The organism is Bacillus sp. ATD (assembly GCF_050585765.1).
Taxonomy (GTDB): Bacteria; Bacillota; Bacilli; order Bacillales; family Bacillaceae; genus Bacillus; species Bacillus stercoris.
Genome location: NZ_JBOBQH010000009.1, coordinates 116,335 through 140,646 on the forward strand (window position 1 = coordinate 116,335; position 24,312 = coordinate 140,646).

Consider the following 24,312-nt stretch of genomic DNA (forward strand, 5'->3'; position numbering starts at 1 on the left):
CTGCTCCTCCTTTACAGCTTCTTCAGCCACTGGCGCAGTTTGCTTTCCAGCGATTTTTCAAACAGCTGTTCATATAAAAGCAGTGCATGATCCCAGTAGCCCGTGCCCGGTATCCATTTTCTCTTGAGCGCCATTCCCGTTGAAGCCGCTGGATCATAAATAAACCGTGAGCCTTGAAAACGCCCCGGCACCCATCTCACATCTTGTTTTGACGTCCAATGGCCGTCATTAAGAAATGAGGAGTAATCAAGCTGTGTCCCCACCTCAAGCGAAAGCCCGCCGCTTTGCACAATCCAGAGATTGTCCTCTGCGCCTTTCTCAAAGGAACTGAGCAGTTTTTCTGTATCAATCGTTTGTGTGCTGATGAGTTCAGATTGGACGATCTCCAGAAAATCTTGCCCGCACTCCTCAAGCCACCGGGACGCCTGTCTGGAAAAACCGCCTGAAGCCGCTTCTTTTAATGCCGTGTTCAGCTGTTTCAATCCCGCTATTTTCATAGGCTTTCATCCCTGACTGCGACGACCTCCCAATGATGATGCCTGATCCTTTTCGGCAGCTTTAGTATATATTTATGATTCTCCCAAATGATTTTATCGTTCACTCGGATGTCCGCTGACAACGGAAAATGGACGAGAAAGCTATGATATACAGTTTGATCCGGCTTCTCCTGAATCAGCTGCTGTGTTTTTTCGGTAAAATAACAAGGGACATCTTGTTCATCGGGTGTATCGGGATATGAAATCACCGGCTGCAGCCTGTCTGCCGGAATCCCAAATCGGCCTGCAGACGGCGCTTGGGCTGCTTCATGATAAATGTCGCAACGGTGAATGAGCATCTGCTTGTAGCTCATAAAGATCTCACCTTCAGTCTGGAGGATTCAGGGACGTAGCCCGGCTTGATAAACTCTTCGAGCAAATGATACACCTCAGGCCGCTGAATCCCGCCTTCTCCGGAAACCGTGTAGGAATAATCCCCCATTTTCTCAGACTGATAGCTTGATGAGGCAGATTCATCGCTGTTGACAAGCGCAAAATACTGGGCAAGCTTTACTAAAGCCAGCTTCACCTTACCGGGCAGCGGATCATACAAGCTGTCTTCAAAGCGGTGGCCCGTGATGAGAGCCGCTTCTGCTTCCGCCTCGATGATATCCTGCGCCAGCAGCTCTTCCGGCCTGTTTTTCACCCGATCATAGACCGAATAGGAGGCTACGTCAGTCGGTTCAATGAGCATGAGCTGACCACCTCGTTTCTATTATTCTTTTACGTTAATTAATTTCGCGCAGGCATCCTCTTCCTCGAACTTGCTGTCCAGCTTGGCCGTTAAGACAATAATGAATTTACGGGAGCGGATGTCTTTGTCGACTTCAATTCGGATATTGCGGGAGAAGCCGAGAATGATATTTTTCGGATGTGTGAGAATGATATCAGAAGCGTCATATTGCGCGTCTCCCTCACCGACTGTGTACGGCTGAATATTGGATACTCCTTTGACCGGTACGCCGAATGCTGTTGACAAGCCGCCCTGAACAGCCTGGTCCCCAAGGTTTGTCTGGCGGTCTGCCACGCGGTCCTTCCATTCAACTTCTAAGCCGTGAGACGTATAGAATCTGAATTCCTGAGGGATGCGCAAATATTTTGGCGGAACTGCCTTTAAGCCTTTCTTGAATGTCGCTCTGGACAGTTCTTCACCGTTCATGTCAACGATATGGGAAACCGCCTGTTTACGGATGCCGTCCAGCTGTGCCAGATACGGATCAGCTGATGCTGTATCACCGTTAACGATCAGCTCTTCAATATCAACTGCTGCGCGCTCTGCTAAAATTTGCATGATTGTCTGCTGCAGGCCGTCTTTTTCAATATTGTTTTCAAGTGTGTCATACGTAATGTTAATTTCCGCAATGACTTCCTTCGTGTTCAGCTGGACAGTGCTTGTCGTTGGAACTGTCAGCTCGTCGTTTGACAGTGCTTTTCCTTCTTGCGCAGCCCGCAGAATACGCTGGCCGAAGCCGATTTTCTCAAATTTTTGCGAGTCATTTTCCATTTGAATCACGCGGGATTCACTGAAAATGGTCGGCGTGTTTTGCACCATGCGGATAAAAGCCGATGCTTGCGCAGGGTTCATAAGCCCGCCGCTTTTTAAAGCAGAAAGCGACATTTCCGCTTTCCGAATGATCTCTTGATTTCTCAATTGATTTCCTCCTCCTTGACTGGTTTTACAGCAGTCCGCTCCAGATTGATTTTTTGACTTGCTCTGTATTGCCGCCCGTATCGTCCGCTGTCTGCTTAGACGCGCCTCGCGCTTTTTCCAACGCCTCGATGCGTTCGATCAGCGGGGCAAGCATGTCTTCAACGAGCTTTTTCAGACGCTCGTCATCACCCGTCTGCTCCGGCTTTTCCTCCGTGTCTGTGTTTTTTTCAATCCGCTCAAGCCGTTTGAGCAGAGGGTAAAGCGCATGCTCGAATGATTCTTTCATGTCTTCTTTTCTCATTTCTTCAGTCTCCTTCCCTGTTTTGTCAGCAAGCATTTGCTTGAATACACTAAAGAACCCTGCTTTTTCGACCGGTTCTTCTTCATACACATCTGCAGTGCCAGCCATGCTGTAGCCGGTGATAATTCCAGCCTTAATCTGTTCCCACACCTCGTCAGACGCTCTTGTCACGAGTACCCATGAGCCCTTTGTAATCCGCTTTGACCCGATCATAAAATCATCGGGCGCCACATAGGACTCGACCACGACGCCGGTTCCGCCCTCAAAGTTGTGATTGATATCAATCTCCCGTGCCTCCGCGAGAAAACCGTGCGCCGCTTTTTCAATTTCCTCGGCGGTCATAAAATCGCCGTGGGCATCAGGAACATCAGGCTCATACACGATTCCGTACACGAGCTTTTGTTCATCCTGCTCACTTTTTGTAAACAGCCGAACCTTTTTTTCAAATGACGGAGGTTTGGCTGACTTCGTAAAGAAAAATTCTGTCTGGTTAGCCGCCTTGTCCACATAACTGACAAAGCTGATTTTGGCATTTCTTAATTCTCGCGCCACCTGCTTGATTCACCTCCCTTCAGGACGTTTTGATATCTTCGATGCTTTCTTTCAACTCCTGCATGAGCGCAGTCAGGTTTGTCTTTTCCGCATCCTGTCCTGCAGGCCGTTTATAAATGTCCTCCGGCCACTCCTCCAGTGTTTTGCCAAGCACCCGTCCGGCAAGGTCGCGTAAATCATTCGGCGAGACCGCTCCTGCTGTAATAAAAGGACCGAGCACCTTCGCAATCTCAAGCGGATCACGAAAGTCTGGTCCTTTTAATGTCAGCCTGACGTCATGGATATTCAGCTCCGGCAAAAGCAGCGTATTCAGTTTATTCACGAGCGTTTTTCGCTCCGGCTGAAAAACCTGCTCCTCCGTAATTTTTCTAGCCGTATCAGCTGTCGCCCGGTTGTATTCCTGGGCCTCGCCTGTATACAGCGGCGGGAGGCGGAACGCTGAACGCAGCTTATTTCTGCTTTTTTCATCGTATTCAAGAAACAAGGCGTCGTTTTGGAGAATTTCGGCCAAGGATTTGATTTCCACGGAAACCGGCGTAATATCCTCGCCTCCGTGGAGATCCTTTTCTTTTGCGATTCCTTCCGCTTCGATCAGGAGAAATTTATGGGCGTTTTCCACGCCTTCAAGATCATTCATGTATTCCTGCAGCTCCCGGTAAGAAGCTTCAGACAGCATCCCGTTTTCCACTGTAATCGCAGCGGGGACGTGACGTCCCTGCTTAAAATACATAAAATTGAGCTCTTCTGCTTTTCGGGCCCCGTATAAATTGACAATATTGCCGATCCAGCGGGGTACACCGTATACGCCGCTTCCGATTTTGAGGTGAATGGCTTCATTTGCTTGATACTTCTCTGCCAATGTGTTTACATATTCACCTGTGCGAATATCCATTTTTCGCGGATCGCCGTATTCTTTAAAAAATACTTTCTTTCCATTGATCATCTGCACATATTTTCGGAAGCGTTTTTGCCTTTTGATCCTTTTCATTTTCCCGTTTTCTTCATATACGAATGAAACCTCTACAGGCTCGCCTGCTCCGCATACACGCATATATTTCACATCTAAATATTCGATGCCGGCAGGTTTTCCCGCCCCGTCGCGAAGCACTTCCATAAATCCGTTGCCTGTTTTTTCTCTGTCTTCGATGGCATAGCCTAAAATCATTTCAGCTGATTCATCAAAGTGAAGACATTTATAAAAGGCTTCGAGTCTGGCCCAGTCTTTTTCCGCTCTTTTCTTTTTTGCCTGATCGACATCACTTGCGTTGACATCAAATGTGTACTCAACATCGAATCCAAAGCCTGTAATATTCACTCTGTACGCATCAATGCATTGCTGAAGAATAGTCGAGTATTCGGCAATGGTTTTGAGCTCGATGATATTGTAGGGCGGAGCGATAATGTCCTCTCCGTACAGCTCAGAAAAGTCATCTTCATAGAGTTGCTTTGTTTGTGGAGCCGCGGCATTGGCTTTAAATACAGTTGCTCTGACTGTTTGATTGTGCATGATTTATGACCTCCTCCTTTCTCGGTTCGGCCGGATTCGTTTGTGTGCTGTCTCTTTCATATCAGCAACCTCATAATCATCAAGCGCATACCAAATGGCAGAAAGCGTATGCGGGTCAATCGTGAATTCATCCTCAATCAGAGCTCCGTTTTTATCTTTGGCATACGTAAGTGTCTTGAGCTCATAGATGACATTTTCACAGCGATCCGAACAGAAGATTTTTTTGAACCGTTTTACCTTTTTGGTATATTGAAGCCTGGAGCCGGGAAATTTTCTGGCTCCAACCATCCGAAAGCCCTGCTGGCGGAAATATTGGATGCTTTTCGGCTCAGCCGAGTCGGCTTTGATCAATTCCTGTGTATCGATAAACTCACGAAGCTCCTCAGCCGTCCTGTCATCTGTCATTTTGTTTTGATAATACTCCCAATAAATGTAGAGATATTTTTTTTCAGGATCGACAGCAAGCCGGACGACGGCATTATAGGATTCCTCGAATCCAAAATCCATGCCTGTACGAAAAATCGGCTTGCTGATGGCTGAGATAGATTCATTTACTTGATCATGCGGGAGCACCTCGAACTGCGGCAGCACCCTGATCCCGTTGACGCCGAATCGTCCTTTGCGGGCAATCCGGTACAGGTCGGGATCATACTCTTTGAGTCCGTCAAGCTGTTTCAGATAGCTTTCCGGGAGAAAAAGATTGTCGTTAGCGGTGGAATGATGGTAATACGTATCTCCCTTCACAATCGTCCGCTTTTCGTAAAGTTCGCTGTCATCCAGCACAAACCGTTTCTTGCGTTCATCCCGAAAAAAATGCCTATACGTCCAATTGGAGGTGCCGACGGGATTGGTGGTACAGATCATATGAAGCTTCAGCTCAGGATGGCGAAGACGTCCGATTAACTCCTTGAACCCCTCATACTTCACCTCTGAGCACTCTTCAATCCATATTAATGAAATGTTATGAACCGATTTTAATTTTGCCGGATTGTCCATTCCTTTGAACATGATCCGGCTGCCATTGTGAAATCGCAGCTGCAGCGGGGAAGAAAGAGATGCCACAGCCTTTGTGAGACCGAGCTCTTCGATCACCTCTTGAAACAAGGCGAAGGTCGAATCCCGATGGGTATCGAACACCTCCCGGATCACAAGGGCCGTCCGTTTTTCCTTCAGCAGCTTTAGCACGATTTTCAATGCCGTATGATAGCTTTTGGATGAGCCGTAGCCGCCGACGAGAAACTGGTACGTCTGCTCCCAATTGAACACGTAATCTTCGAAATGAGGGTTGATTTCTTTTACAATCATGACTTGCCCTCTTTTCGTTTGATCATAATTTCAATCGGTTCCTGGCTGTCATCTGTTTTCTCCGCTTTTTGTTTGGCAAGCTTCAATTTCTCATTTTCAATTTTTTGTTTAAATTGATCTGGAAACAAATCAAAATATAAGGACAGCTTCTCAAGCGCCTTCATTTTATCTGCAAGCTTGATGGCAATGCCTTCTTTGCCAAGCTTTGCTTCCGTCACAATGGTGCCGTCAACGAGCCCGGAGTCTTTGACATCGACAAAGCTGATTTCCTTCATAATCGGGTTATCATCTTCATCAAACAGCGGACCTGATTTCCCGACAGCCTGAACCTCTTTTTTTCCGAAGGTCACATAGTCCGTAATATCCGCAAACGCGATCTTGATATAAACCTGCAGCACGTCCATTGCTTCAATAAACATCTCGTTGACCATTTCTTTTTTTATGCGTCTGATTTCAGCAGCGACCTTTTCATTTTTTAAGAGCCGGCTCCCCGTCACATGAGCGCTGTCCGGAGAATAGCCCGCTTTGATTGCTGACTGCGTGGCATTGAAGCTTTTGACGTAATACAGGCAAAACAGCCGCTGGCGTTCATTTAATTCATCGTTGTCTATCCGGCGCTGTGTTTGTTCGTTTTTGGACGCAGAAAACAGGGCCTCTTTCCATTTGTCTTGTTTTTTCCAGACGCCGATTGTTTTCGCGGAAACGCCGATGGTGTCCGCGATCGCCCGATTTGTGATCTTTCCTTGATGTTGTTGATAGATTGCTAATGCTTGTTCGCGCTGTTGTGTTTTCATGCTACGGCATCACCGCCACCTCCAGCATGGTTGTTTATTCATAAAAGCGGCTGATTATCCCAGCCGCTTATGTGTCATGCTCTATTCACTTATAGGTGGCAAACGTATGACAAGCTTTCATGCAAGTGATCGATTCAATTCTTCCTGCTGTCTTTGCATCTTTCCAATCGCCCGTTTGATCGTCGTTTGCACTGTCGATTTTTTTACGCCGAGAAGATCAGCGATCCGTTCATAAGAAAAACATTCTACCTTGTGCAGCAAAAACATTTCTTTTTCTCTGTCCGTTAACAGGGCTAATGCTGCTTGAATTCTCTCTCTGTCTTCTTCTGATACCTGTCCGTCCGGCTCAAACATCATAGCGCTGGAAAATGATTCGATGATTCTCGGATCCTTAATCATAAGCCGCTGGTACGCATCACGCCGGTCAATCGCCCGTCTGATGCCGGGCTGTCTTCCTTTTTCAAGCCATTCTGTTACATATTCAAGATCAGTAATTATATTTCTGATAATTTTTTTATCCTTCAGCTCTTCAGCTGAGAGCACGGATTCATCTGCCTCAGCGAGCGGTTTATATTGTGTTCTTGTTTGTTTGAGCGTGCGTTTATATTCAAATAGTAAGTCTTGCATTCTATGATCCTCCTCATTTTTGGAAATAAAAAACGGACACCAATCAACGCACAAATGCTGTGCAGTTGATCAGTGTCCGCAGGCTTTCCGTCTTGGACGTATTCTGTTTTCGCTTTAATTTAATTTGTAGCCGATTTCAAATTCCACACGGGCAAGGTCGCCCTTTCTTGTTTCAACGAGCGTTTTTCCATGCTCCGGCGCTTCTGTAATCCATGCTTCTTGCTTGATCCCATCCACAATAATGACACGGATTTTTCCGTCTTCCAGCTGGCTCTCCAGCGTGATGGAATCAATATGCAGCAGTTTTTTAGGATGAATCATGTTTCTTTTCCTCCCTTTTTCGGTGCAGCGCTTGCTTCGGCTTTTTCTAACAGCTGAATGATGCGCTCCTTTGAATGAACAGAATTTCCCTTCAGAAAATCAAGAGCTGCTTTAGACGCTTCCAGCAATTCAGGCGCAGCGGCCATCAAAGCGGCATTGCTTTTTTGCGAATAAGAGCTGAGGTCAAATACAGCGGCAATCAGCCGCCCGTTTGAATACGGAAATCTTTCTTTTTCTTCTTCACTGTAAGCTGAATAAATATAGATTGGTTTTGTATCCCCGCACGGGACAGCATGCCACGGCGCAGGGCTTTTCTCTGTCTGTTTTGTTTTTTCCAACACTTTCACTTCCCGTCATCCTTATACCATTGTTCAATGTTTTTTTCTGTTCGCTTTGCCCGAAACAGCAAAGCGATCAGGGCAGTCAGCTGTTTAATCACGGACATTCAGCCTCGCTTTTCCCGCTGTCAGCATTCGCTCCAGCTTTTGAATGACAGGCGTTAAATCAGTGCCGGACCTGCAGTTCGGACATGGATGAAAAACGACTCCAATCCCTGTATGCTCCACAATGACTTTCTTTGTCTGACAAAGCTTGCACATTATCTGACGCCCTCCAATCTATGGTTCAGCTCGTAGGCTGCCCCTTTGATAATCACTAAATAGTCACTGCACATTTCGTAGATTCTCGTGCCGAGCGCTTCATCGATCCGTACAAGTGCTTCAATTGTCAGCTCGCTCGAAAGCAAAATCGGTTTATGATTTAAGTAGCGGTAGTTGAGTACCGAATACATTTGCTCTAATTGCCAATCTGTAGCGCGGGGTTTGCCGTTAACCGGTTTAAACAGATCATCTATGAACAGCACATCCGCTTGCTTCATCCGGTTCAGCTTTGCTTCTAATAGGTCAAAGTCATTTTTCAGATCGGTAAAGCCCTCCACAAACGGAAAATAAATGACAGGCACATAGCAAGTTCTCATTAATTCATTGGCAGCGGCTGTCAATAGGTGCGTTTTCCCTGAACCGGGCTGTCCTAGAAGGGCAATGCTGTTTTTCCGGCAATCCTTAATTTGTCCATAATCCGCCACATACTCTTTAGTACATTCAAACGCGTCTTTTATGGCCTGCGGCTTTCCCTCCGTGCGGAATTCCTTGAAGCCCAGCTGTCTGAAAGCGTGAGTAATCTCACTTGCCCCCAGCAGCCGCTTCACTTTCCGTTCTGCCATGCAGCTGCACATCGTCCAGACTTCCAGGCCATTCTGCCTGACGAGATAACCTCCCTGATCCTTGCAGCGCAGGCAATCATACCGGCCTGCGTCTAATTCGGCCGGTTTGTCCGCCAGTAATGGACGTCTCCCTCTTCTCAGCTCGTCTAAAATCTGTTCGATTGTTCGTTTTGTCATGTTTTTTCATCCTCTCATGCTGAATTGCAACATTCTTTTTGGCTTGCTGCGCGTTAAATCGGTCTTCAATGAATTTCGAGCAGTAGCGAAAGGCCTTGATTGTTTCTGAAGCGGAAGTCCGCCGATTTTCAAAAGCTTGAAAGCATTCCTCAAGCCATTTGATTGTTTGCGTGACAGGAACGCCGATAGCAACAATGCGGGCGATGGCTTGATAATCTCTTGAGGAAGGATACACGGTGCGTCCTTCTTGAGCCGACCGTAATTGTGTAAACCGCTTCGCAATGTGATCCACTGCCTCATCAGCAGCAGTATATTTGTTTGTTTTATCTTTATCTGTGCGGTCGCTTGTGTCCGGTGTCTGCGGCGAAAATGGCCGTTCTTTTATACTCCGGTGCACCATTTTGTCCGATCTGAAGGTGAATTTTTTGGAATGCTTGACCGAAATCACCAGTCCGTATGGCGCACGGACTGCCTTTATGTACTCATGGGTTTCGAGAAGCTCTAGCCACCTTCTGACGGTTTTTTCACTTACACCGAAGACTGCCGCCATTTCTCTCGCTTTTAATGGCTTATGGCCGAGTACGATGCCCCAGCTTACGCCGTCTTTTTCGATTTCTTTTGTTGTTGAGCTGATAAACCAGAGAAACAGCCATAGTGCCGGTCCAATTTTGTCATAATGTTCTGAATTCAATAGTCCTGAATACATCGGAAAAGGATAGCTTTTATCGTTTTTCATTGTACGCCGCTTCTCCTTTTAACATCATGTATGCTTGAAACTGCTCTTGCGTTTCAAAGTGGAACACCGGAAGGCCGCATGCCGTAAACGAAATAGTGCCGCCGGATTGTCCGAGATGGCGCTGATCTATGGGATTTTCACTAAAAACAATTTGGATTGGATACATGTGATCACTCTCCTGATTTGTTTTCGATACATTTCGTATCAACTGTTACCAAGTATAAACGATACAATCGGTATCATCAAGTTATTTTTGATACTTTTTTTATCATAACTTTATTTTGATACATATTGTATCTATAATCATAAGTAACTTAGGGAGTTTAAAAAAGAGAGGTCATAGTATGATAGGCGGCAGATTGAAAAGTCTCAGAGGGAAAAGGACACAGGAAGAAATCGCATCACACATCGGTGTGTCACGGGCACGATATTCCCACTATGAAAACGGGCGAAGCGAACCTGATTACGACACACTCCAAAAACTGGCTGATTACTTTCAAGTAACGACTGATTACTTATTAACGGGTAAAGACAAAAAATCCGACGACGATATGTTCTCAGATCCGGACCTGCAGCTTGCGTACCGTGATATGCAGGATTTTTCCCCAGAAAGCAAACAGCAGGCCATCGAATTTATCAACTATTTAAAAGAAAAAGAGAAAAACCGCAAGCCGAAAAATTAATAAATCGTTCTCTGTTCTCTAAAACATATTAAAAATAGACCGATATAAGAAAAAGTGTTTATTTTTTAAAGAAAAGGGAAAGATTTCTACACCACTTTCCAGTCCTATACGGGCTTTTCTTTCTCGCTAAAAACAGAACACACGTTCGAAAGGGAGTATTCAATTGGGCGATTACTTATCACATCTGGAGGAATACGTTAAAAATTTGTACAGCAGACTGGGTATCACATCCCCTCATCACATTGACATGCTGAAAATTGCAAAGGACCTGGATATTTGGGTGCATTTTGAGGATATGGGGAGCATGATGGTGAAATACGACGGCATGTACAGTATCGTATTGAACCAAAAAAAGTCACGGGAAGAGCAATGGGAGGATTTTGGCCATGAGCTGTGCCACGTGCTAAAGCATGCAGGCAATCACTTTCAGATGAACAAGCTCTTCAGAGAACTACAGGAATTTCAGGCGAATCAATTTATGTACCACTTCTGTGTGCCAACCTTTATGCTGTTGCAGATGGAACTGCCGCAATGGAGAAGCCAGGCACTCGCCACAATTTCGGCGGTATTCCGGGTAACAAAGGAATTTGCTGAAAAAAGGCTTGACATGTTTGAACGGCGTAAAGCAGGTATTCAATTTCAGAAGCGGCTCGCTTATTTATTAGCTCACAAGCGGCCAAATGCGTACGAGGAAAGCGATCAGCAGCACTTGCAAGTCGCAGAGGAAAAAGCGTTCTATCATGTCGGCAAAAACATCTGATCCAAAAGGGCTGGGGACATTTATCCTCAGCCCGGCAGAGATATTAATATTTTGACATCGGTGGAATGGTATTCTGCAGCCACATTGGCGCCGGTTTAAGATGAGGCGCAGATGCGAACGCAATCGGAGCCGGGATATACCTGAATTCACCCCGGCCATCAAAGGCTTCCCCATGTGCCCATCTTCCTTGTGAGCTTTCATCCCCCCTGGAAAAGTTAAACAGATCATAGGAGACTTCCTGCTTTTCGAGCTCACGCGGAAACGTCGTCGGGACGACAATATCCCGTTCTCTTTCCTCCAGCTCTTTAATGGCCGCATACCACATATTTTGATGATAAGTATCCCTTGCAATCAAAAATGACAGCATATCTCTTACCCCTGGATCATCGGTCATGGCATAAAGACGTGTCACCTGAAGGCGCCCTTGGGATTCCGCATTTAAGTTGGCGCGAAAATCTGCGAGCAAATTTCCGCTTGAAATAATATATTTGGCATTCCATGGATATCCTTCGCTGTCAGCCGCCATCGCGCCTAAACCTGCGACAATCGCATGCTGCGGGTTCATTCCGGACAACACCGCTGCCACAGCAGGATCACTTTTATAAGCATTTTCCTGCACATCAGCCGGTGCATTGTCCAAAAGCCTGGAGATCATCGTCGCAAGCATTTCCACATGCCCGATCTCTTCTGTACCGACATCATAAAGCAAATCTTTATATTTCGCATCTGCACGGCAGTTAAAACCCTGAAACAAATATTGCATCATAACACTGATCTCACCGTATTGGCCGCCCAGCACCTCTTGGAGCTTTTTCGCATAAACCGGATCGGGATGAGCTGGCTTTGCTTGATATTGAAGCTCTTTTATATGATAAAACATGAATCATTCCTCCCTACACTTTCGCACACCCCCAGCGTATGAAGGAATGGGCCGACCGTGCATGTCTCGTCTGGTTTTATTTATAAAAGCCAAGCTTGACGGCTTCCACATATCGATCAAACAAATCGTTTTGTATGTAGCTTTTATCACGGCACCCAAAATTGCAGAACAGCGCGTTTCTTTGTGCAGTGCTCACCTCCAATTGGAGCCCCATTTCTCTCTTCGTCCGATTGACAATATTGTTTGGATGTACACCTGCCAGCCGATCTTTCTCACTAGTGAGTTCGGCGCTGAAACCCGCTTCATTCAGACGCTCACAAATGAGCTCGGCTTTTTTGCGATCCGTCCCGCCGACCAATGTTTTTGGGATGTTTGGATCATAATACCCGTGAAACGCTAATGCGTAATCGTGGGCATTCACTTTTTCTAAAGCCAACGGCTCATCAAAACGAATGCTAGTGAGATGCAAAGAACGATTGTTTCGCTGTTTTACACCTTCAAACAAGTAAATGGAACATCGATCGGAAAATGCCCGCACCAGTTCACTGACACCAGGCTCAATTCTGCCGCCGTGGGGACCGAGGACGATAAGTTCACTTCCGTTTTTTTCTTCATAAATAATCCGGTACTCCGATTCAGAAGCAGAAAGGGCCGCAAAGCTGTCATACCGATCTTTCATTTTGAACGCCCTCCTTTTCCAGTCAGCATCAGTTTACTCTACTCTTCTATGAATGAAAACCTTTTTATAGTATGATTTGATAGAATACGGACAGGAGGTATATGATGGGATTTATTGATGGTTTACTAGGTAATGCGTCAACACTGTCAACGGCTGCTGTGAAAGAAGAGCTTGCTCATATTTTACTTGAGGGTGAGAAGGTTGAAGCCGCGTTTAAGCTGGTTCGCGATTTGATTGTCTTTACTGACAAGCGGCTTATTCTTGTAGATAAGCAGGGAATCACAGGCAAGAAAACGGAGTTTCAATCAATTCCGTACAAAAGCATTTCCAGATTCAGCGTGGAAACTGCCGGCCGCTTTGATCTTGATTCAGAGCTGAAAATTTGGATCTCTGGCGCGGAACTTCCCGCCGTCTCGAAGCAGTTTAAAAAAGATGAAAGCATTTATGATATTCAAAAGGTGCTTGCCGCAGTTTGTATGTAAGATGAATGACGGAAGCTGTGAAGCTTCCGTCATTTCATTACAGCTTTTCCTCCAGCTTCGCTTTCGTCTTCGGACCGTAAATCCCATCAGCCGTTAAACCGCTGACAGACTGAAAACGTTTGACTGCATTAGCTGTTTTCGGGCCATAGACGCCGTCAACGCCGTGATTTTTCGCTCCTTTATCAGGATAAAAATAAAGGGCGGCTAAAGCGTCCTGCACCTGCTTCACTTTTGTCCCTTTCGTCAGCGGGCTTGTCACTTTCATCACCCCGGATGGGAGCGGATATGAGGATGCGGCATGGCTTTTAGAAGCAGATGCCGTCTGAGGCAGTTTGATCACTTGTCCGACTTTAATGTAATTCGGATCAGTGATATGATTGATGCTTTGCAGCGTTTTTACACTGACTCCGTGGGATGCGGCAATCCCTGACAGTGTATCGCCTTTTTTCACATGATATTCAGACGCCGAAGAAGTGACTGCTGCCTTTTTCGCTGATACGCTCCCGTTTAATTCCTTTTCAATTGCCGCCTTCACTTGATCCCAGCGCCCCTCTGATAAAATGCGGTGCGGGCAGTACTTTCCGTTCCAGTCTTGATGCTTTCTCACCCGATCGATTCCCCAGCCGCGCTCCTTCAAAAGCTGTGCGACAAATGAAATCGCTAAGGCTTCAGCTGCCTCATACTTTGGACCTCCCGATTTGCTGTAGCAAATCTCAACGCCAATTGATTTGCGGTTCCCCGGACCGTATGTGCCGTCACCTGTGTGCCAGGCGTTTCGGTCAAGCGGCAGACCTTGAATGACCTCTTTATCATCGACCGCAAAGTGAAAGCTTGTCGAGCTTGTGTTCCCGATCATATAGCTGATTTCATTGGCTGCTGACGCATCGTTTGCCGTGTTGTGGATGGTAATGTATTCAGCGGACATTGCATTCGGACACTTCAATGCGTATTTCGCCTCAGATACCAAATTTTTCTTTACTGGAATGCTCACCTATCATCTCTCCTTTTCTTTTTTCATAAATAGGTGGCATTCGTAGGACGAAAAGCTCATATCATCTATCACTGCTATATGGTTAAATGTGTTAAACTGAATTTCAATGGGAGGGCTGAATATGCATACATACTTAATGCTCACAATGAGAACGGAGAAATTTAATCAGGAGCATGTAGCTGGGCACTATGAATTTCTGGACCGCTTACAGTCAGAAAAGCGCTTAAAAATGTTTGGGCCATTCAGCGACGCCACAGGCGGAGCGTATGTCATCGAAGCAGATTCGCTGGAAGAGGCAGCGGAAATCGGGCATGCAGATCCGCTGGTGGCAAGCGGATCTTCTGAGCTGACGATAAAAGAATGGAAGCTGAAATAAAAAAGACCCATAAGGGTCTTTTTTTATGCATCATGTTTGATTGCGTGCCGCAATATGAAATGTTTTCCCCTCTGTGTTTGCTGTGTCATCTGCATGAACCATCACCTGAGTAAAACTGAACCCGACCGCAACGAGCAACAAACCTGACATCCATTTAGATTTCATATAAACAATCTCCTCTCTGGATTTGTTTTTGTGCGTGCACCATTTTCTCATAAAATGAAAGTGCTTTTTCGGGCTGTCCGTTTTCTATATAGAATTGGGCAGCATCATGCGCCAGCTCTTCAATATAAGGATACAGCATATGTTCTTCAAGAAATTGAAAGGTATGTGAGACTGATTCTGTGTCAATGTTTTTTCCGTATAACGCATGTAAAAATTGAAAAAGCTCCACAAATAATTCATCATTGTATTGACGGGCGATTTCCAATCCTTCATGATACTTTTTTTGCGCTTCGGCGTCATTTTTTTGTTTATACAGAACTTGTGTTAAAGAGTAGATAGAATGCGGAAGATTATCGAACTTTTCCGACTTGCAAATAGAAACAGATTTCTCAAAGTATTCGGCTGCCTTTTGCAGTTCACCCATTTTCTCATAGCAGTTTCCGAGATTATATAGGGCGGAACTGATCAGGCGGGGATTGCCTTCTTTCTTTGCAAGATCTAAAGCCAGTTTTAAGTGGGGCAATGCTCTTTCTGGATACTGCATATCATCATAATTACCTGCAATAACGAATTCACATTGGATTCTGCGGACGGTGTACGTTTCATACATTTGGTATGTTTCTAATGCCTGAACGGCGTAGCTCATCGAAACATAGGTTTGTTTTAAATTGTAAAAAATCTCAGCCATTTTAAAAGCAAACTCGGCTTTCTCAATATCATCCGAGACGAGGGCAAGATTCTTTTCTGCCCGTTTATAATACATCATGGCACTGACAAACATCTTCTGCTTAAATTCATACATTCCTCGAAAAAAATTAAAGTAATATTCGAGAAGCCCTGTCAGCTTGTACTGATTCCCTTCGATGTCTTCTAATAATTCTGAAAACTCCAGCTGCGACGTGTCCTCTCCAAAAGGCTTAATGTAATCCAGCATGACACGATGCCTGAACTCCATTAAAGAATAATACAGCAGCAAATCTTGGTCTTCTTCCATATCCTCAATTTCTCTTTCTACTTCGAGCTTGACCCGTTCGGCTTCAGCGACGTGGAACTGCCGGATATGAGTATACCATTCATTAATTTTAAGCCCGACATAAGAGGACGGAATCGTCTGCTTCATCCTCAATTAATCCCCCCTTTTGAATTACCCGAGATATGTCATATTTTATCATATTTACAAGAAAAAGAAGAACGCAAAATAACCGCAATTGTCGAATTTCGGCTAACCGCAACAAAAAAGCGCGGGTTTTTCAAAAACCCGCGCTTTCTTTTAGTGAAAACCGACTTTGTTTCTTTCCATCCAGCTTCCCTGCCGGCTTTTTCTTTGCTCTCCTGTCATGTCTTTCACCATGGTTTCAATATGATGATTCCCTTCTTGGTGCCATTGAAGCGCTGAAGATACATATAATTCTCCCAGCTGTGCAAAGGAAAAGCCTTCTGTAAGCTTTGCGGCGTTTTTTATTTCTTCTTCACTCAAAAAGATGTCAAAGCCTCTCATTTTCATATATTCCAGCCGCAGCTCTTCATCCGGAAGCCCGATTTCATAGGCACGGTCAAACCGTCCTGCACGATTCATCAAACCTGGATCGATCTCTTCGGGATAGTTTGTCGTGCCGATGAGAAATAGCCCCTCTTTTGATGTCGCGCCGTCCAACGTATTGAGAAAAAAGGATCGCACATCTTCCGGCATCGAATCTATATCCTCGATGACGAGAACTGCAGGAGCGAGGCGTCTCGCTGCCTGAAAGACTTCTTCTATTGTCTCGCTCGACGTAAATTCAGTAATTTGCCAATAGGCAACTGGTGCATCGATACTGCCTGCGATCGACTTCACTAATGTCGTCTTTCCGTTTCCAGGAGGTCCATATAACAGAATGCCGCGCTTATAAGGGATGTCATACGTTTGATAAAACGATTTATCACTATGAAAAAACTGATCAATTGATCTGTATATCTCTTTTTTCAATAGCGGATTCATGATTACCTGACTCCGCTGAACCTCTCTGACAATGGCTTCCTGCTCTCTTGAAGTCCCTCCATCTCCATCCGTAAAAACGGTCACTTTCCGCTTGCTTTTTTCCCAGAGACGCGGTCTGACTCCCTCCAGAAATGCACGCATCTTTTCATCGTTAACCGCAAACAGACAATCGAAACTCATGATGCTCCCATCTTGAAAATAAGGAATTCTGGCAAAAGCAACTCCCTTTTCAGGATACGCGTATACACTGTTTCTTATAGACTTATGAACGGTATAATCCGGTTCTTTTTCATCTTCATCGTAAGCAAAGGTTTTCTTTTCAAGCTTTTCAAATATATATGCCACATGCTCAGGCTCCAATGAACCGCTGCGGACATCTTCTACAAGAAGCTCCCAGTATTCCGTGTTCGGGTCATCACTGGCATAGAGCTCATAGAATACACCGTATTGATCATAAAGCGTTTCTTCAATCCGTGTGATAAGGTAACCGAAAGTGCCGTAGCCCGCTGCAGCTCTTTCATTCTCTTTTTCTTCGTACTGATAAATGAAAGGTATGGTTGTCATGTTTATACTCCATTTCATATTTTGTGAACGTTATATATACGATTGACATAGCATTTTGTTTCATCCCACAGCATATTACTTGTGAATTCGTAACCGTTGATATAGGATTTCATTGCACCATTTATTTTTACATATGGAGGAGATCATAATGAGCCAATCCAATCAAATTGTCAGCCATTTTTTATCCCATCGAAACGTGACGAATGAGCTTGCTGAAAAAATCAGCCAAGACCATTACAGCTACAAACCGGCAGAAACATCAATGTCAGCGGAAGAATTGGTCAAACACATTCTTACGTCGTTCCACTTGTTCGCAAATGTCATTAAAGAAGGCAATGCTTCACCTTTTCAAAACAAGCAGGAAGAAACAGAAACCGATCTCAATGTTCTGGCAAAAACATATACGGACAAAACGGTCGCTATCCTTGAACAGCTGACTGAAGAACAGCTGGACAGAGAAATTGATCTGACATCCGCTTTCGGCAGAAAAGTCACAGGCCGCGCGCTGCTTCAGCTTGCAATGGAACATGAAATTCACCATAAAGGCAACCTGTTCGTTTATGTGCGGGAAATGGGCCACACAGAGCTTCCTTTCTATCAGCAGCGCATGTAGCGTACGAAAAAAAGATACCTGTTAAAAGGTATCTTTTTTTGTGCTTCCGCCTCACTTCCCGGCTTCGACCAGACACTCATCATAGGGCAAATGAATAAAGATATGGAGCATACCAAAATTTCAAACAGCTAACGTGCAAAAATTCAAAAAATTTAATTGATTAACGTGACCTAATCATATATAATCTGATAAAAATAGTCGGGTTTTCAGGAGGCCTTTATCATGAGTGTAAGCATCATATTGATGGGTTTGTTTGTCGGAGCCTTAGTCGGATTGACGGGTGTGGGCGGAGCCGCCTTATTGACTCCCCTTTTAATTGTGCTTGGAATTAACCCTTCCATCGCGGTCGGTACGGATCTTGTATATAACTCGATCACAAAGCTGTTTGGCGTTGCCTCCCATTGGCGGCAGAAAACGATTAACTTTCAATTGGTAAAATACTTAGCCATCGGCAGTATTCCAAGTGCCTCGCTAGCCATTGGCATCTTGCATTTGTTCCCCGCCTTTCACCAGCATCAGGAAGAAATTATTAAGCACGCTCTTGGCTATGTGTTAACGCTTGTTGCCATTTCAATCATCGTTCGTTTGTTTTTGGATAGAAAGCTTCGCCCGAACCGCTGGCAGCTGATGCCGCTTGAAAATAAGCGGGCGCTGACAATTCTTATTGGTGTTGTGTTTGGATTTATTGTTGGATTAACATCAATCGGTTCCGGGTCATTATTTGCAATTGCCATGATCTACTTATTCAACATGAAAGCATCACAGATTGTCGGAACTGATATCGCGCATGCTTTTCTTCTCGTAACTGCAGCAGGCATTTTGAACGCAAGCTTCGGAAGCGTGGATTACATGCTGGCAGCTAATCTGCTCATTGGTTCAATTCCCGGCGTGCTGATCGGAAGCCATCTTTCGCCTCGATTCTCCCCGCGTCCACTGCAATTTATTATGGCGTCCATTATTTTAGTCAGCGGTTTAAAATTGATTTAATGAAGAAGGCTATCCGCTTGAAGGATAGCCTTCTATTATTATAGCGTCACACCCGATTTAAAAATGGCGAGTTCTCTGAAATCATTTTTTTCATGGTTCACAAGCTGGCCGCTTGCCACCTCAATCATATAGTGGATAAACTCACGCAGCACATACTCCTCATGAACATCATCCTCTGCTAAAAGGCCTGCGTTAAAATCAATCCAATGCGGCTTCGCCTCATACAGCTCGGTGTTTGTTGCTACCTTCACGGTCGGGACAAAGGTGCCAAATGGCGTGCCTCTCCCCGTTGTAAAGAGGACAATTTGGCAGCCGGCCGCCGCCAATGCGGAGGAAGCGATTAAATCATTGCCCGGCGCGCTCAAAAGCGTCAGCCCTTTTGTCTTGAGTACTTCCCCGTATTTCAGGACATCCGTGACAGGAGAAATCCCCGCTTTTTGCGTACAGCCCAGCGATTTATCCTCAAGTGTAGAAATGCCGCCCGCTTTGTTGCCCGGTGAAGGATTTTCGTACACCGGCTGATCATGTTTGATAAAATATTGTTTAAAATCATTGATTAATTGGACTATCTTATGAAACACTTCGTCACTGGCAGCCCGCTGCATCAGGATGGTTTCCGCACCGAACATTTCCGGAACTTCCGTCAGCACCGTGCTCCCTCCCTGTGCAATGAGATAATCTGAAAAACGGCCAAGCAGCGGGTTTGCGGTTATGCCGGAAAAACCATCCGAACCTCCGCACTTCAGTCCGATCTTCAGTTCGGACAGCGGAATGTCTTCTCTCGTATCCCCTTTGGCCGCTTCATGTATTTCCTTTAGCAAAGCAACGCCTGCCTCCATTTCGTCGGTCACCGACTGGGATTCGAGGAATTTCACTCGATTCAGATTTACATCCTGGAGTGCTTCCTTCATTTTTGCCAGTTCATTGTTTTCACACCCTAGCCCTAGCACCAAGACGCCGCCGGCATTTGGATGGCGAATGGCGTTCAGCAGGATTTGCTTCGTATTTTCGTGATCATCGCCAAGCTGCGAGCATCCGTATTGATGTTTCAGCACGAGTACGTTATCAAATGGAGCGATATCTCCCGTTTCTCTGACAAAACGCTGCAGCATTTTTTCTGCAATTCCATTGACGCAGCCGACAGTTGGCACAATCCACAATTCATTGCGTACACCCGCATCACCGTTTTCTCTTCTAAAGCCTTTAAACGTCCGGTTCTCATTAGAATACGGATTTTCATCAAATCTCGGTGTATAGCTGTATGATTGGATATCTGACAGGTTTGTTTTCGTATTATGGACATGAATATGCTCTCCGATCGAAATATCTTGTGATGCATGCCCAATTGGAAACCCGTATTTAATGATGCTGTCGTTTTCTTTAATAGACTGCAATGCAATCTTGTGGCCTCTTTTTATATCATCCTTTACTTCAATCGACACGCCGCCCGCATGCAGCCGCTCTCCCTTTTGGATATCCCGCAGAGCAAGAAGGACATTATCTTGCTTATGAATCTTTATAAACGACTTCAACGTACCTCTCCCCTTTGTATGCAGTATTGTTCAAGAGCCCGCTGCATGCCCAGCTCATGAATATGATTCAAGTAATCAGCGACTCTCTCAGTCAGCTTCGGTATCTCATTGAGATCTGCCTCCCACAGCCGCTGTTCGCCTAACACTCTTGATGCAATCCGAAGCATGTCTTCATTCTCCTGGCTCCAAACCTCTTTGAAAAATTGAAGAACTGCCGGATCATCCTGCAATGTCTCGTATCCCTGATAAAAATACAGAAGAGCGCTGAAAGAAAACACCAAGCGTTCAGGGAGCTGTCTCTTTTGTTCAGCATATTCCTTAAGAGTCGGCAGGTTTCTCGTTTTGAATTTGGAAACAGAATTCAATGCAATGCTTTCCAGGTAATGCTTCATATACGGGTTTTTAAAACGGTTCAGCACATCGGCAGCATACTGAGAAAGACCTTCCAGTTTTAAAACAGGAAGAATTTCATCATTGATCAGCTCTCTAATAAACCGCCCCACTTCCGGATGCTCGACAGCATCCCGAACAGTTTTTAAGCCGTACAACAATGCCACTGGCGTCATTGCTGTGTGAGCGCCATTTAAAATTCTTACTTTTTTTGTCCGATACGGGATGAGGTCGCTGACGATTTTTGTACTGAGCCCTGCAGCCGCAAAGGGAATTTCTTTTCCAATCCAATCCGGCCCCTCGATAACCCATAAATAATACTGCTCTCCCACAACTATCAGTTCATCTTGATAGCCCAGTTCTGCCGTGATCTCATCAATGCTGTCGATCGGAAAACCCGGGACAATCCGGTCTACTAAACTATTACAAAATGTATTGGCCTCATGAATCCACTGTGTAAATCCTTTCTCCAGCTTCCACTGATGTGCATAATGAAGAACCGTTTCCTTCAGCTTTTCGCCGTTCTTCTCGATCAGCTCACATGGGATTAGGACACACCCTTTTGTCTGATCTCCTTTAAAAGCCTGATAGCGGAAGTAGAGAAATGCAGTTAATTTCCCAGGGAATGTTTTTGGCGGCCTATCCTCTAAACGATCTTTTTCATCACATACGATCCCGGCCTCCGTCGTGTTGGAGATGATAAACCGCAGCTCTTCGCTTGATGCCAATTCTTTGTATGCCTCATAATCAGAAAACAGGTCAATTCCTCGGCTGATTGAGTTGATAATCATATGCTCGTTTACCGCTTCTCCGTCTTTCATTCCTTGTAAAAAGAGCGTATATAGCCCATCTTGCTGATTTAATCGTTTGATTTTTTCTGAGCCTCTTGGCTGGATAACTGCCACGCTCCCATTAAAATCAGTGTGTTGATTCAATTGATCAATCTGCCAATCGACAAATCCCCGAAGAAAGTTTCCTTCTCCGAATTGGAGAATTTTTTCTGGATACTGAGTATAGTGATCGTACACATGTTTATTCAGCTTCTGCACCCTTATTGCCTCCCTCTCCTTTTATGCACACGTTAACATTTTTCTGTGTAAAGAATGCCCGCTAAAAAATCGGGGCATCACGTTGTCAATCGTCTGACTGAATCACGTACGATGAATTCTGTGTTTTCCAAGATTTTCTCCGCTTTTGTTTCCGGCTCGCTGATCAGCGACAATAGTTTTTGCGCGCCGAGCACGCTGATTTTCTCCACTGGGCGCTTAACTGTTGAAAGCCTTGGCGTGATGTATTGTGAAAACCCAATATCATCAAACCCGATCACCGAAATATCATCAGGGACGCGCATGCCCTTTGCGAATATCGCATTCATCGCTCCGATTGCCATGTCATCATTCGAACAAAAGACAGCGGTTGGAAGATTCGGCAGCGCCAGCAGCCGCTCCATCGCTTGAAAGCCGCTTTCCATATCGTACTGTCCTTTGACACTGTATTCATGCTTGATTGGAATATGATGTTGAATCAGTGCGGATAAGTAGCCTTCCTTTCGCTGCTGGGAGGATTTAAAGCCTTCCATCCCCTCGATGATGGCGATGTTTTGATGTCCGTTCTTAATAAAGTATTCTACAGCTTCCTGGGAGCCCTCCTTGTCATTGGATAAAATATTCGTGATGGTGCGGTCATCAATATCACGATTCAGCACGACAAGCGGAATGTTTTTTTCTCGTATATGGTAAATGAAAGAATTATCAATATCACTTTGGCTCATTAAAATGATGCCGTCATACCTCATCGGTGTAACGGAGTCATAGTTTTTCAGATCATCAATGCCGCGCACATAGAGATTGTAATCCTCACTTATGGCTTGATTGACGCCTTTGATTGTGTCTGCAAAGAAGCTGTGTGAGGTTCCGTTTGTGATGCTTGTAAAGAAAAGCCCGATCGTATGTGACTTTTGCATCGCCAGGCTTTTCGCATTTACATTTGGTGTATAATTGAGCTTCTCTGCGAGCTCTACTATTTTTTTCTTCGTATGCTCTTTGATGTAAGGGCTATTGTTGAGTGCTCTGGAAACGGTTGTGTGGGATACGTTAGCGAGTTTTGCGATATCTTTTATGGTTACCATCTAATTCCCTTCCTTATCATACCGGCTGCGATTATTTACTGTATATTGTATCATCAAACATACCGCCTCTCCCACTATATTTCCAGATTAATAAGACACCGGTTTCTCAGCTTCTGTTCCTGTTGGTTTGCCGATGATCGGACGGACAAAACGAATTACAGCGAGTGACGCGAAGACAGCTAACCCTCCGGCAAGCAAAAACGCTCCAGAAAACGTGCCCGTTTGATCAACAATAAAGCCGGTTAAAGCCGGGCCGATAATTCCTGCTGAGTTGGCGAGGAAATGCATGAAGCCGCCAACAGAACCGACATTGTTTTGATCAACCACATCTTGAATCACAGCCCAATAGATAGCACCTGTTAAATATAGAAAAAATACTGACAAAGCGACCAGTGTGACAGCGCCCGCAGTCGTTCCCACCAGCCCGGCAAAACCAATTAGGACAGCTGATGAAAACAAACACGTGACAAGCACAACCTTGCGTGAGAACAGCACGCCTTTTCGAGACGTTTTTTTGTACACATAGTCAGAAACAAATCCTCCTGCAGCAAGCCCGATAAAGCCTAAAACCCACGGTATGACCGTGATCACACTCATCGATTCAACACTTAAGCCCCGCTCTTCGACAAGATAGCTTGGAAACCACGTCAAAAAAAAGAAGAGGATGTAGTTGTAAGCGAAAAAAGCGAACGCCGTGAACAGGACCGTTTTTTGCTTCAGGTAAAAGGTGAGCGGCATTTTTTCTCTAGGAGACGTTTCTGCTTTGATTGCCGGTGCTTCCTTCATCCTCTCTGACGGCTTTTCTTTGACAAACTTGAACCAGAGCACTGCCCATATCAAACCAATGATCATAATGAGAACGAAGGATAGCTTCCAGCTGAACGCCACTGCAATCATGCCGACAATCGGACCGGAAATGGCTCCTCCGAGCGGGGTGCCGCTGTTGGTTACACCGATAACGGACGCCCGCTGGGTCGGCGGGAACCAGTTATTCACCATCTTGTTGATGGTCGCAGACAGCGGGCCTTCTCCCATTCCAAAAAGGATACGGATAATCAGCAGGCTGACAAAACCAAAAGCGAGGGCGACTGCTCCGCTAAACAGCGACCAAACGACCATCGCGACAAATAGGGTCAGTTTTGCCCCGTAGCGGTCGGATGCCACGCCCCCAAGAAAGTTAAAAATGGCATAACCAATCGAAAAACTGCTGAAAATCAAGCCCATTTGCGTGGCTGACAATGTGAGATCATCCTGAATAAAAGGAGCTGCAATGGAAAGCGCCGAGCGATCCAGGTAATTAATCACCCCTGCCAGGAACAAAAAAAGGATAATGGGAAGCTTATCTTTTGAAAACATCTCAACCTCACCCCTATGT

General features: G+C 45.3%; 31 protein-coding genes. 6 read left to right on the forward strand and 25 right to left on the reverse strand.

Going from position 1 to position 24,312, the window contains the following annotated elements:
* Window positions 1-11: 11 nt before the first annotated feature.
* From ACQXR1_RS18315 to ACQXR1_RS18385, 15 genes are all read right to left on the reverse strand, one after another.
* Window positions 12-497: an HK97 gp10 family phage protein gene (locus ACQXR1_RS18315; RefSeq protein WP_021479473.1), complete on the reverse strand. Its 486-nt coding sequence runs from the start codon at window positions 495-497 to the stop codon at window positions 12-14.
* Window positions 494-850 carry a YqbH/XkdH family protein gene (locus tag ACQXR1_RS18320; RefSeq protein ID WP_003232682.1) on the reverse strand — a complete coding sequence of 119 codons (357 nt, stop codon included), beginning with the start codon at window positions 848-850 and terminating at the stop codon, window positions 494-496. Before ACQXR1_RS18320 ends, ACQXR1_RS18315 begins: the two co-directional genes overlap by 4 nt.
* Window positions 847-1,230 (reverse strand): protein YqbG, encoded by a 384-nt coding sequence (yqbG, locus tag ACQXR1_RS18325; RefSeq protein ID WP_021479474.1) that lies wholly within the window; start codon window positions 1,228-1,230, stop codon window positions 847-849. Before yqbG ends, ACQXR1_RS18320 begins: the two co-directional genes overlap by 4 nt.
* A 21-nt stretch (window positions 1,231-1,251) precedes the next feature.
* Window positions 1,252-2,187: a phage major capsid protein gene (locus tag ACQXR1_RS18330; protein WP_003232690.1), complete on the reverse strand. Its 936-nt coding sequence runs from the start codon at window positions 2,185-2,187 to the stop codon at window positions 1,252-1,254.
* A gap of 25 nt (window positions 2,188-2,212) precedes the next feature.
* Window positions 2,213-3,040, reverse strand: coding sequence for an XkdF-like putative serine protease domain-containing protein (locus ACQXR1_RS18335; RefSeq protein WP_430772622.1), 828 nt, complete (start codon window positions 3,038-3,040; stop codon window positions 2,213-2,215).
* Between the two features lie 19 nt (window positions 3,041-3,059).
* The gene (locus ACQXR1_RS18340) at window positions 3,060-4,547 is read right to left on the reverse strand and encodes a phage portal protein (RefSeq protein WP_430772623.1); all 1,488 of its coding nucleotides are present in this window, start codon (window positions 4,545-4,547) and stop codon (window positions 3,060-3,062) included.
* A 3-nt stretch (window positions 4,548-4,550) separates the two neighbouring features.
* The gene (locus ACQXR1_RS18345; RefSeq protein WP_430772624.1) at window positions 4,551-5,852 is read right to left on the reverse strand and encodes a PBSX family phage terminase large subunit; all 1,302 of its coding nucleotides are present in this window, start codon (window positions 5,850-5,852) and stop codon (window positions 4,551-4,553) included.
* The gene (xtmA, locus tag ACQXR1_RS18350; protein ID WP_430772625.1) at window positions 5,849-6,646 is read right to left on the reverse strand and encodes a phage terminase small subunit; all 798 of its coding nucleotides are present in this window, start codon (window positions 6,644-6,646) and stop codon (window positions 5,849-5,851) included. Before xtmA ends, ACQXR1_RS18345 begins: the two co-directional genes overlap by 4 nt.
* A gap of 117 nt (window positions 6,647-6,763) precedes the next feature.
* On the reverse strand, window positions 6,764-7,273 hold the full coding sequence (locus tag ACQXR1_RS18355) for a sigma-70 family RNA polymerase sigma factor (protein WP_014663641.1): 510 nt from the start codon (window positions 7,271-7,273) through the stop codon (window positions 6,764-6,766).
* Between the two features lie 114 nt (window positions 7,274-7,387).
* Window positions 7,388-7,594: a phage-like element PBSX protein XtrA gene (gene xtrA, locus ACQXR1_RS18360; protein ID WP_071580556.1), complete on the reverse strand. Its 207-nt coding sequence runs from the start codon at window positions 7,592-7,594 to the stop codon at window positions 7,388-7,390.
* Window positions 7,591-7,941, reverse strand: coding sequence for a phage portal protein (locus ACQXR1_RS18365; RefSeq protein WP_069149434.1), 351 nt, complete (start codon window positions 7,939-7,941; stop codon window positions 7,591-7,593). The genes xtrA and ACQXR1_RS18365 overlap by 4 nt, the downstream gene beginning before the upstream one ends.
* 84 nt (window positions 7,942-8,025) lie before the next feature.
* Entirely contained in the window at window positions 8,026-8,193 is a 168-nt protein-coding gene (locus ACQXR1_RS18370) for a hypothetical protein (RefSeq protein WP_071580555.1), read from the reverse strand.
* Window positions 8,193-8,993, reverse strand: a complete 801-nt coding sequence (locus ACQXR1_RS18375; RefSeq protein ID WP_083252812.1) for an ATP-binding protein — start codon at window positions 8,991-8,993, stop codon at window positions 8,193-8,195. Before ACQXR1_RS18375 ends, ACQXR1_RS18370 begins: the two co-directional genes overlap by 1 nt.
* Complete coding sequence (locus ACQXR1_RS18380; protein ID WP_243571939.1) at window positions 8,893-9,729, reverse strand: phage portal protein; 837 nt, start codon at window positions 9,727-9,729, stop codon at window positions 8,893-8,895. The genes ACQXR1_RS18375 and ACQXR1_RS18380 overlap by 101 nt, the downstream gene beginning before the upstream one ends.
* Window positions 9,716-9,895: a hypothetical protein gene (locus tag ACQXR1_RS18385; RefSeq protein WP_003232712.1), complete on the reverse strand. Its 180-nt coding sequence runs from the start codon at window positions 9,893-9,895 to the stop codon at window positions 9,716-9,718. The genes ACQXR1_RS18380 and ACQXR1_RS18385 overlap by 14 nt, the downstream gene beginning before the upstream one ends.
* 178 nt (window positions 9,896-10,073) lie before the next feature.
* Between ACQXR1_RS18385 and xre the strand changes: the two genes are divergently transcribed.
* Both xre and ACQXR1_RS18395 read left to right on the forward strand, forming a co-directional pair.
* Window positions 10,074-10,412: an HTH-type transcriptional regulator Xre gene (gene xre, locus ACQXR1_RS18390; RefSeq protein WP_014663633.1), complete on the forward strand. Its 339-nt coding sequence runs from the start codon at window positions 10,074-10,076 to the stop codon at window positions 10,410-10,412.
* A gap of 163 nt (window positions 10,413-10,575) precedes the next feature.
* Entirely contained in the window at window positions 10,576-11,172 is a 597-nt protein-coding gene (locus ACQXR1_RS18395) for an ImmA/IrrE family metallo-endopeptidase (RefSeq protein ID WP_151256957.1), read from the forward strand.
* A gap of 43 nt (window positions 11,173-11,215) precedes the next feature.
* Here the strand turns inward: ACQXR1_RS18395 and ACQXR1_RS18400 are convergent, their stop codons facing one another.
* Together ACQXR1_RS18400 and ACQXR1_RS18405 are read right to left on the reverse strand one after the other, a co-directional pair.
* Window positions 11,216-12,052 carry a manganese catalase family protein gene (locus ACQXR1_RS18400; RefSeq protein WP_014663631.1) on the reverse strand — a complete coding sequence of 279 codons (837 nt, stop codon included), beginning with the start codon at window positions 12,050-12,052 and terminating at the stop codon, window positions 11,216-11,218.
* Window positions 12,053-12,128: 76 nt separating this feature from the next.
* Window positions 12,129-12,731, reverse strand: a complete 603-nt coding sequence (locus ACQXR1_RS18405) for a poly-gamma-glutamate hydrolase family protein (RefSeq protein ID WP_243571941.1) — start codon at window positions 12,729-12,731, stop codon at window positions 12,129-12,131.
* A 104-nt stretch (window positions 12,732-12,835) separates the two neighbouring features.
* On the opposite strand from ACQXR1_RS18405, the gene ACQXR1_RS18410 reads away from it, so the two are divergent.
* Entirely contained in the window at window positions 12,836-13,213 is a 378-nt protein-coding gene (locus tag ACQXR1_RS18410; protein ID WP_014479546.1) for a PH domain-containing protein, read from the forward strand.
* 37 nt (window positions 13,214-13,250) lie between these two features.
* On the opposite strand, the gene ACQXR1_RS18415 is transcribed toward ACQXR1_RS18410, so the two are convergent.
* Window positions 13,251-14,204: an N-acetylmuramoyl-L-alanine amidase gene (locus tag ACQXR1_RS18415; RefSeq protein WP_430772626.1), complete on the reverse strand. Its 954-nt coding sequence runs from the start codon at window positions 14,202-14,204 to the stop codon at window positions 13,251-13,253.
* Window positions 14,205-14,325: 121 nt separating this feature from the next.
* Between ACQXR1_RS18415 and ACQXR1_RS18420 the strand changes: the two genes are divergently transcribed.
* The gene (locus ACQXR1_RS18420; protein WP_069149431.1) at window positions 14,326-14,580 is read left to right on the forward strand and encodes a YciI family protein; all 255 of its coding nucleotides are present in this window, start codon (window positions 14,326-14,328) and stop codon (window positions 14,578-14,580) included.
* Window positions 14,581-14,610: 30 nt separating this feature from the next.
* On the opposite strand, the gene phrA is transcribed toward ACQXR1_RS18420, so the two are convergent.
* The 3 genes from phrA to yjoB form a co-directional block, all read right to left on the reverse strand.
* Window positions 14,611-14,745 (reverse strand): phosphatase RapA inhibitor PhrA, encoded by a 135-nt coding sequence (phrA, locus tag ACQXR1_RS18425; protein WP_014663627.1) that lies wholly within the window; start codon window positions 14,743-14,745, stop codon window positions 14,611-14,613.
* The gene (gene rapA / locus ACQXR1_RS18430) at window positions 14,735-15,871 is read right to left on the reverse strand and encodes a response regulator aspartate phosphatase RapA (RefSeq protein ID WP_430772627.1); all 1,137 of its coding nucleotides are present in this window, start codon (window positions 15,869-15,871) and stop codon (window positions 14,735-14,737) included. Before rapA ends, phrA begins: the two co-directional genes overlap by 11 nt.
* A 144-nt stretch (window positions 15,872-16,015) precedes the next feature.
* Complete coding sequence (gene yjoB / locus ACQXR1_RS18435; protein ID WP_147771788.1) at window positions 16,016-17,287, reverse strand: ATPase YjoB; 1,272 nt, start codon at window positions 17,285-17,287, stop codon at window positions 16,016-16,018.
* 148 nt (window positions 17,288-17,435) lie between these two features.
* On the opposite strand from yjoB, the gene ACQXR1_RS18440 reads away from it, so the two are divergent.
* Window positions 17,436-17,900 carry a DinB family protein gene (locus ACQXR1_RS18440; protein ID WP_014663624.1) on the forward strand — a complete coding sequence of 155 codons (465 nt, stop codon included), beginning with the start codon at window positions 17,436-17,438 and terminating at the stop codon, window positions 17,898-17,900.
* A 222-nt stretch (window positions 17,901-18,122) separates the two neighbouring features.
* Complete coding sequence (locus ACQXR1_RS18445) at window positions 18,123-18,887, forward strand: sulfite exporter TauE/SafE family protein (protein ID WP_014663623.1); 765 nt, start codon at window positions 18,123-18,125, stop codon at window positions 18,885-18,887.
* A 38-nt stretch (window positions 18,888-18,925) separates the two neighbouring features.
* On the opposite strand, the gene ACQXR1_RS18450 is transcribed toward ACQXR1_RS18445, so the two are convergent.
* The 4 genes from ACQXR1_RS18450 to ACQXR1_RS18465 form a co-directional block, all read right to left on the reverse strand.
* Window positions 18,926-20,419 carry a UxaA family hydrolase gene (locus tag ACQXR1_RS18450; RefSeq protein WP_430772628.1) on the reverse strand — a complete coding sequence of 498 codons (1,494 nt, stop codon included), beginning with the start codon at window positions 20,417-20,419 and terminating at the stop codon, window positions 18,926-18,928.
* Window positions 20,416-21,858 (reverse strand): tagaturonate reductase, encoded by a 1,443-nt coding sequence (locus tag ACQXR1_RS18455; RefSeq protein WP_243571944.1) that lies wholly within the window; start codon window positions 21,856-21,858, stop codon window positions 20,416-20,418. The genes ACQXR1_RS18450 and ACQXR1_RS18455 overlap by 4 nt, the downstream gene beginning before the upstream one ends.
* Before the next feature lie 77 nt (window positions 21,859-21,935).
* The gene (locus ACQXR1_RS18460) at window positions 21,936-22,937 is read right to left on the reverse strand and encodes a LacI family DNA-binding transcriptional regulator (RefSeq protein WP_430772629.1); all 1,002 of its coding nucleotides are present in this window, start codon (window positions 22,935-22,937) and stop codon (window positions 21,936-21,938) included.
* Between the two features lie 87 nt (window positions 22,938-23,024).
* Complete coding sequence (locus ACQXR1_RS18465; RefSeq protein WP_430772630.1) at window positions 23,025-24,293, reverse strand: MFS transporter; 1,269 nt, start codon at window positions 24,291-24,293, stop codon at window positions 23,025-23,027.
* Window positions 24,294-24,312: the final 19 nt, after the last annotated feature.

Coding starts and splice junctions, on each gene's coding strand:
- ACQXR1_RS18315 (WP_021479473.1), bottom strand. CDS start 497: ATGAAAATAGCGGGATTGAAACAGCTGAACACGGCATTAAAAGAAGCG.
- ACQXR1_RS18320 (WP_003232682.1), bottom strand. CDS start 850: ATGAGCTACAAGCAGATGCTCATTCACCGTTGCGACATTTATCATGAA.
- yqbG (WP_021479474.1), bottom strand. CDS start 1,230: ATGCTCATTGAACCGACTGACGTAGCCTCCTATTCGGTCTATGATCGG.
- ACQXR1_RS18340 (WP_430772623.1), bottom strand. CDS start 4,547: ATGCACAATCAAACAGTCAGAGCAACTGTATTTAAAGCCAATGCCGCG.
- ACQXR1_RS18345 (WP_430772624.1), bottom strand. CDS start 5,852: ATGATTGTAAAAGAAATCAACCCTCATTTCGAAGATTACGTGTTCAAT.
- xtmA (WP_430772625.1), bottom strand. CDS start 6,646: ATGAAAACACAACAGCGCGAACAAGCATTAGCAATCTATCAACAACAT.
- ACQXR1_RS18355 (WP_014663641.1), bottom strand. CDS start 7,273: ATGCAAGACTTACTATTTGAATATAAACGCACGCTCAAACAAACAAGA.
- xtrA (WP_071580556.1), bottom strand. CDS start 7,594: ATGATTCATCCTAAAAAACTGCTGCATATTGATTCCATCACGCTGGAG.
- ACQXR1_RS18370 (WP_071580555.1), bottom strand. CDS start 8,193: ATGTGCAAGCTTTGTCAGACAAAGAAAGTCATTGTGGAGCATACAGGG.
- ACQXR1_RS18375 (WP_083252812.1), bottom strand. CDS start 8,993: ATGACAAAACGAACAATCGAACAGATTTTAGACGAGCTGAGAAGAGGG.
- ACQXR1_RS18380 (WP_243571939.1), bottom strand. CDS start 9,729: ATGAAAAACGATAAAAGCTATCCTTTTCCGATGTATTCAGGACTATTG.
- ACQXR1_RS18385 (WP_003232712.1), bottom strand. CDS start 9,895: ATGTATCCAATCCAAATTGTTTTTAGTGAAAATCCCATAGATCAGCGC.
- xre (WP_014663633.1), top strand. CDS start 10,074: ATGATAGGCGGCAGATTGAAAAGTCTCAGAGGGAAAAGGACACAGGAA.
- ACQXR1_RS18400 (WP_014663631.1), bottom strand. CDS start 12,052: ATGTTTTATCATATAAAAGAGCTTCAATATCAAGCAAAGCCAGCTCAT.
- ACQXR1_RS18405 (WP_243571941.1), bottom strand. CDS start 12,731: ATGAAAGATCGGTATGACAGCTTTGCGGCCCTTTCTGCTTCTGAATCG.
- ACQXR1_RS18410 (WP_014479546.1), top strand. CDS start 12,836: ATGGGATTTATTGATGGTTTACTAGGTAATGCGTCAACACTGTCAACG.
- ACQXR1_RS18420 (WP_069149431.1), top strand. CDS start 14,326: ATGCATACATACTTAATGCTCACAATGAGAACGGAGAAATTTAATCAG.
- phrA (WP_014663627.1), bottom strand. CDS start 14,745: ATGAAATCTAAATGGATGTCAGGTTTGTTGCTCGTTGCGGTCGGGTTC.
- yjoB (WP_147771788.1), bottom strand. CDS start 17,287: ATGACAACCATACCTTTCATTTATCAGTACGAAGAAAAAGAGAATGAA.
- ACQXR1_RS18440 (WP_014663624.1), top strand. CDS start 17,436: ATGAGCCAATCCAATCAAATTGTCAGCCATTTTTTATCCCATCGAAAC.
- ACQXR1_RS18445 (WP_014663623.1), top strand. CDS start 18,123: ATGAGTGTAAGCATCATATTGATGGGTTTGTTTGTCGGAGCCTTAGTC.
- ACQXR1_RS18460 (WP_430772629.1), bottom strand. CDS start 22,937: ATGGTAACCATAAAAGATATCGCAAAACTCGCTAACGTATCCCACACA.
- ACQXR1_RS18465 (WP_430772630.1), bottom strand. CDS start 24,293: ATGTTTTCAAAAGATAAGCTTCCCATTATCCTTTTTTTGTTCCTGGCA.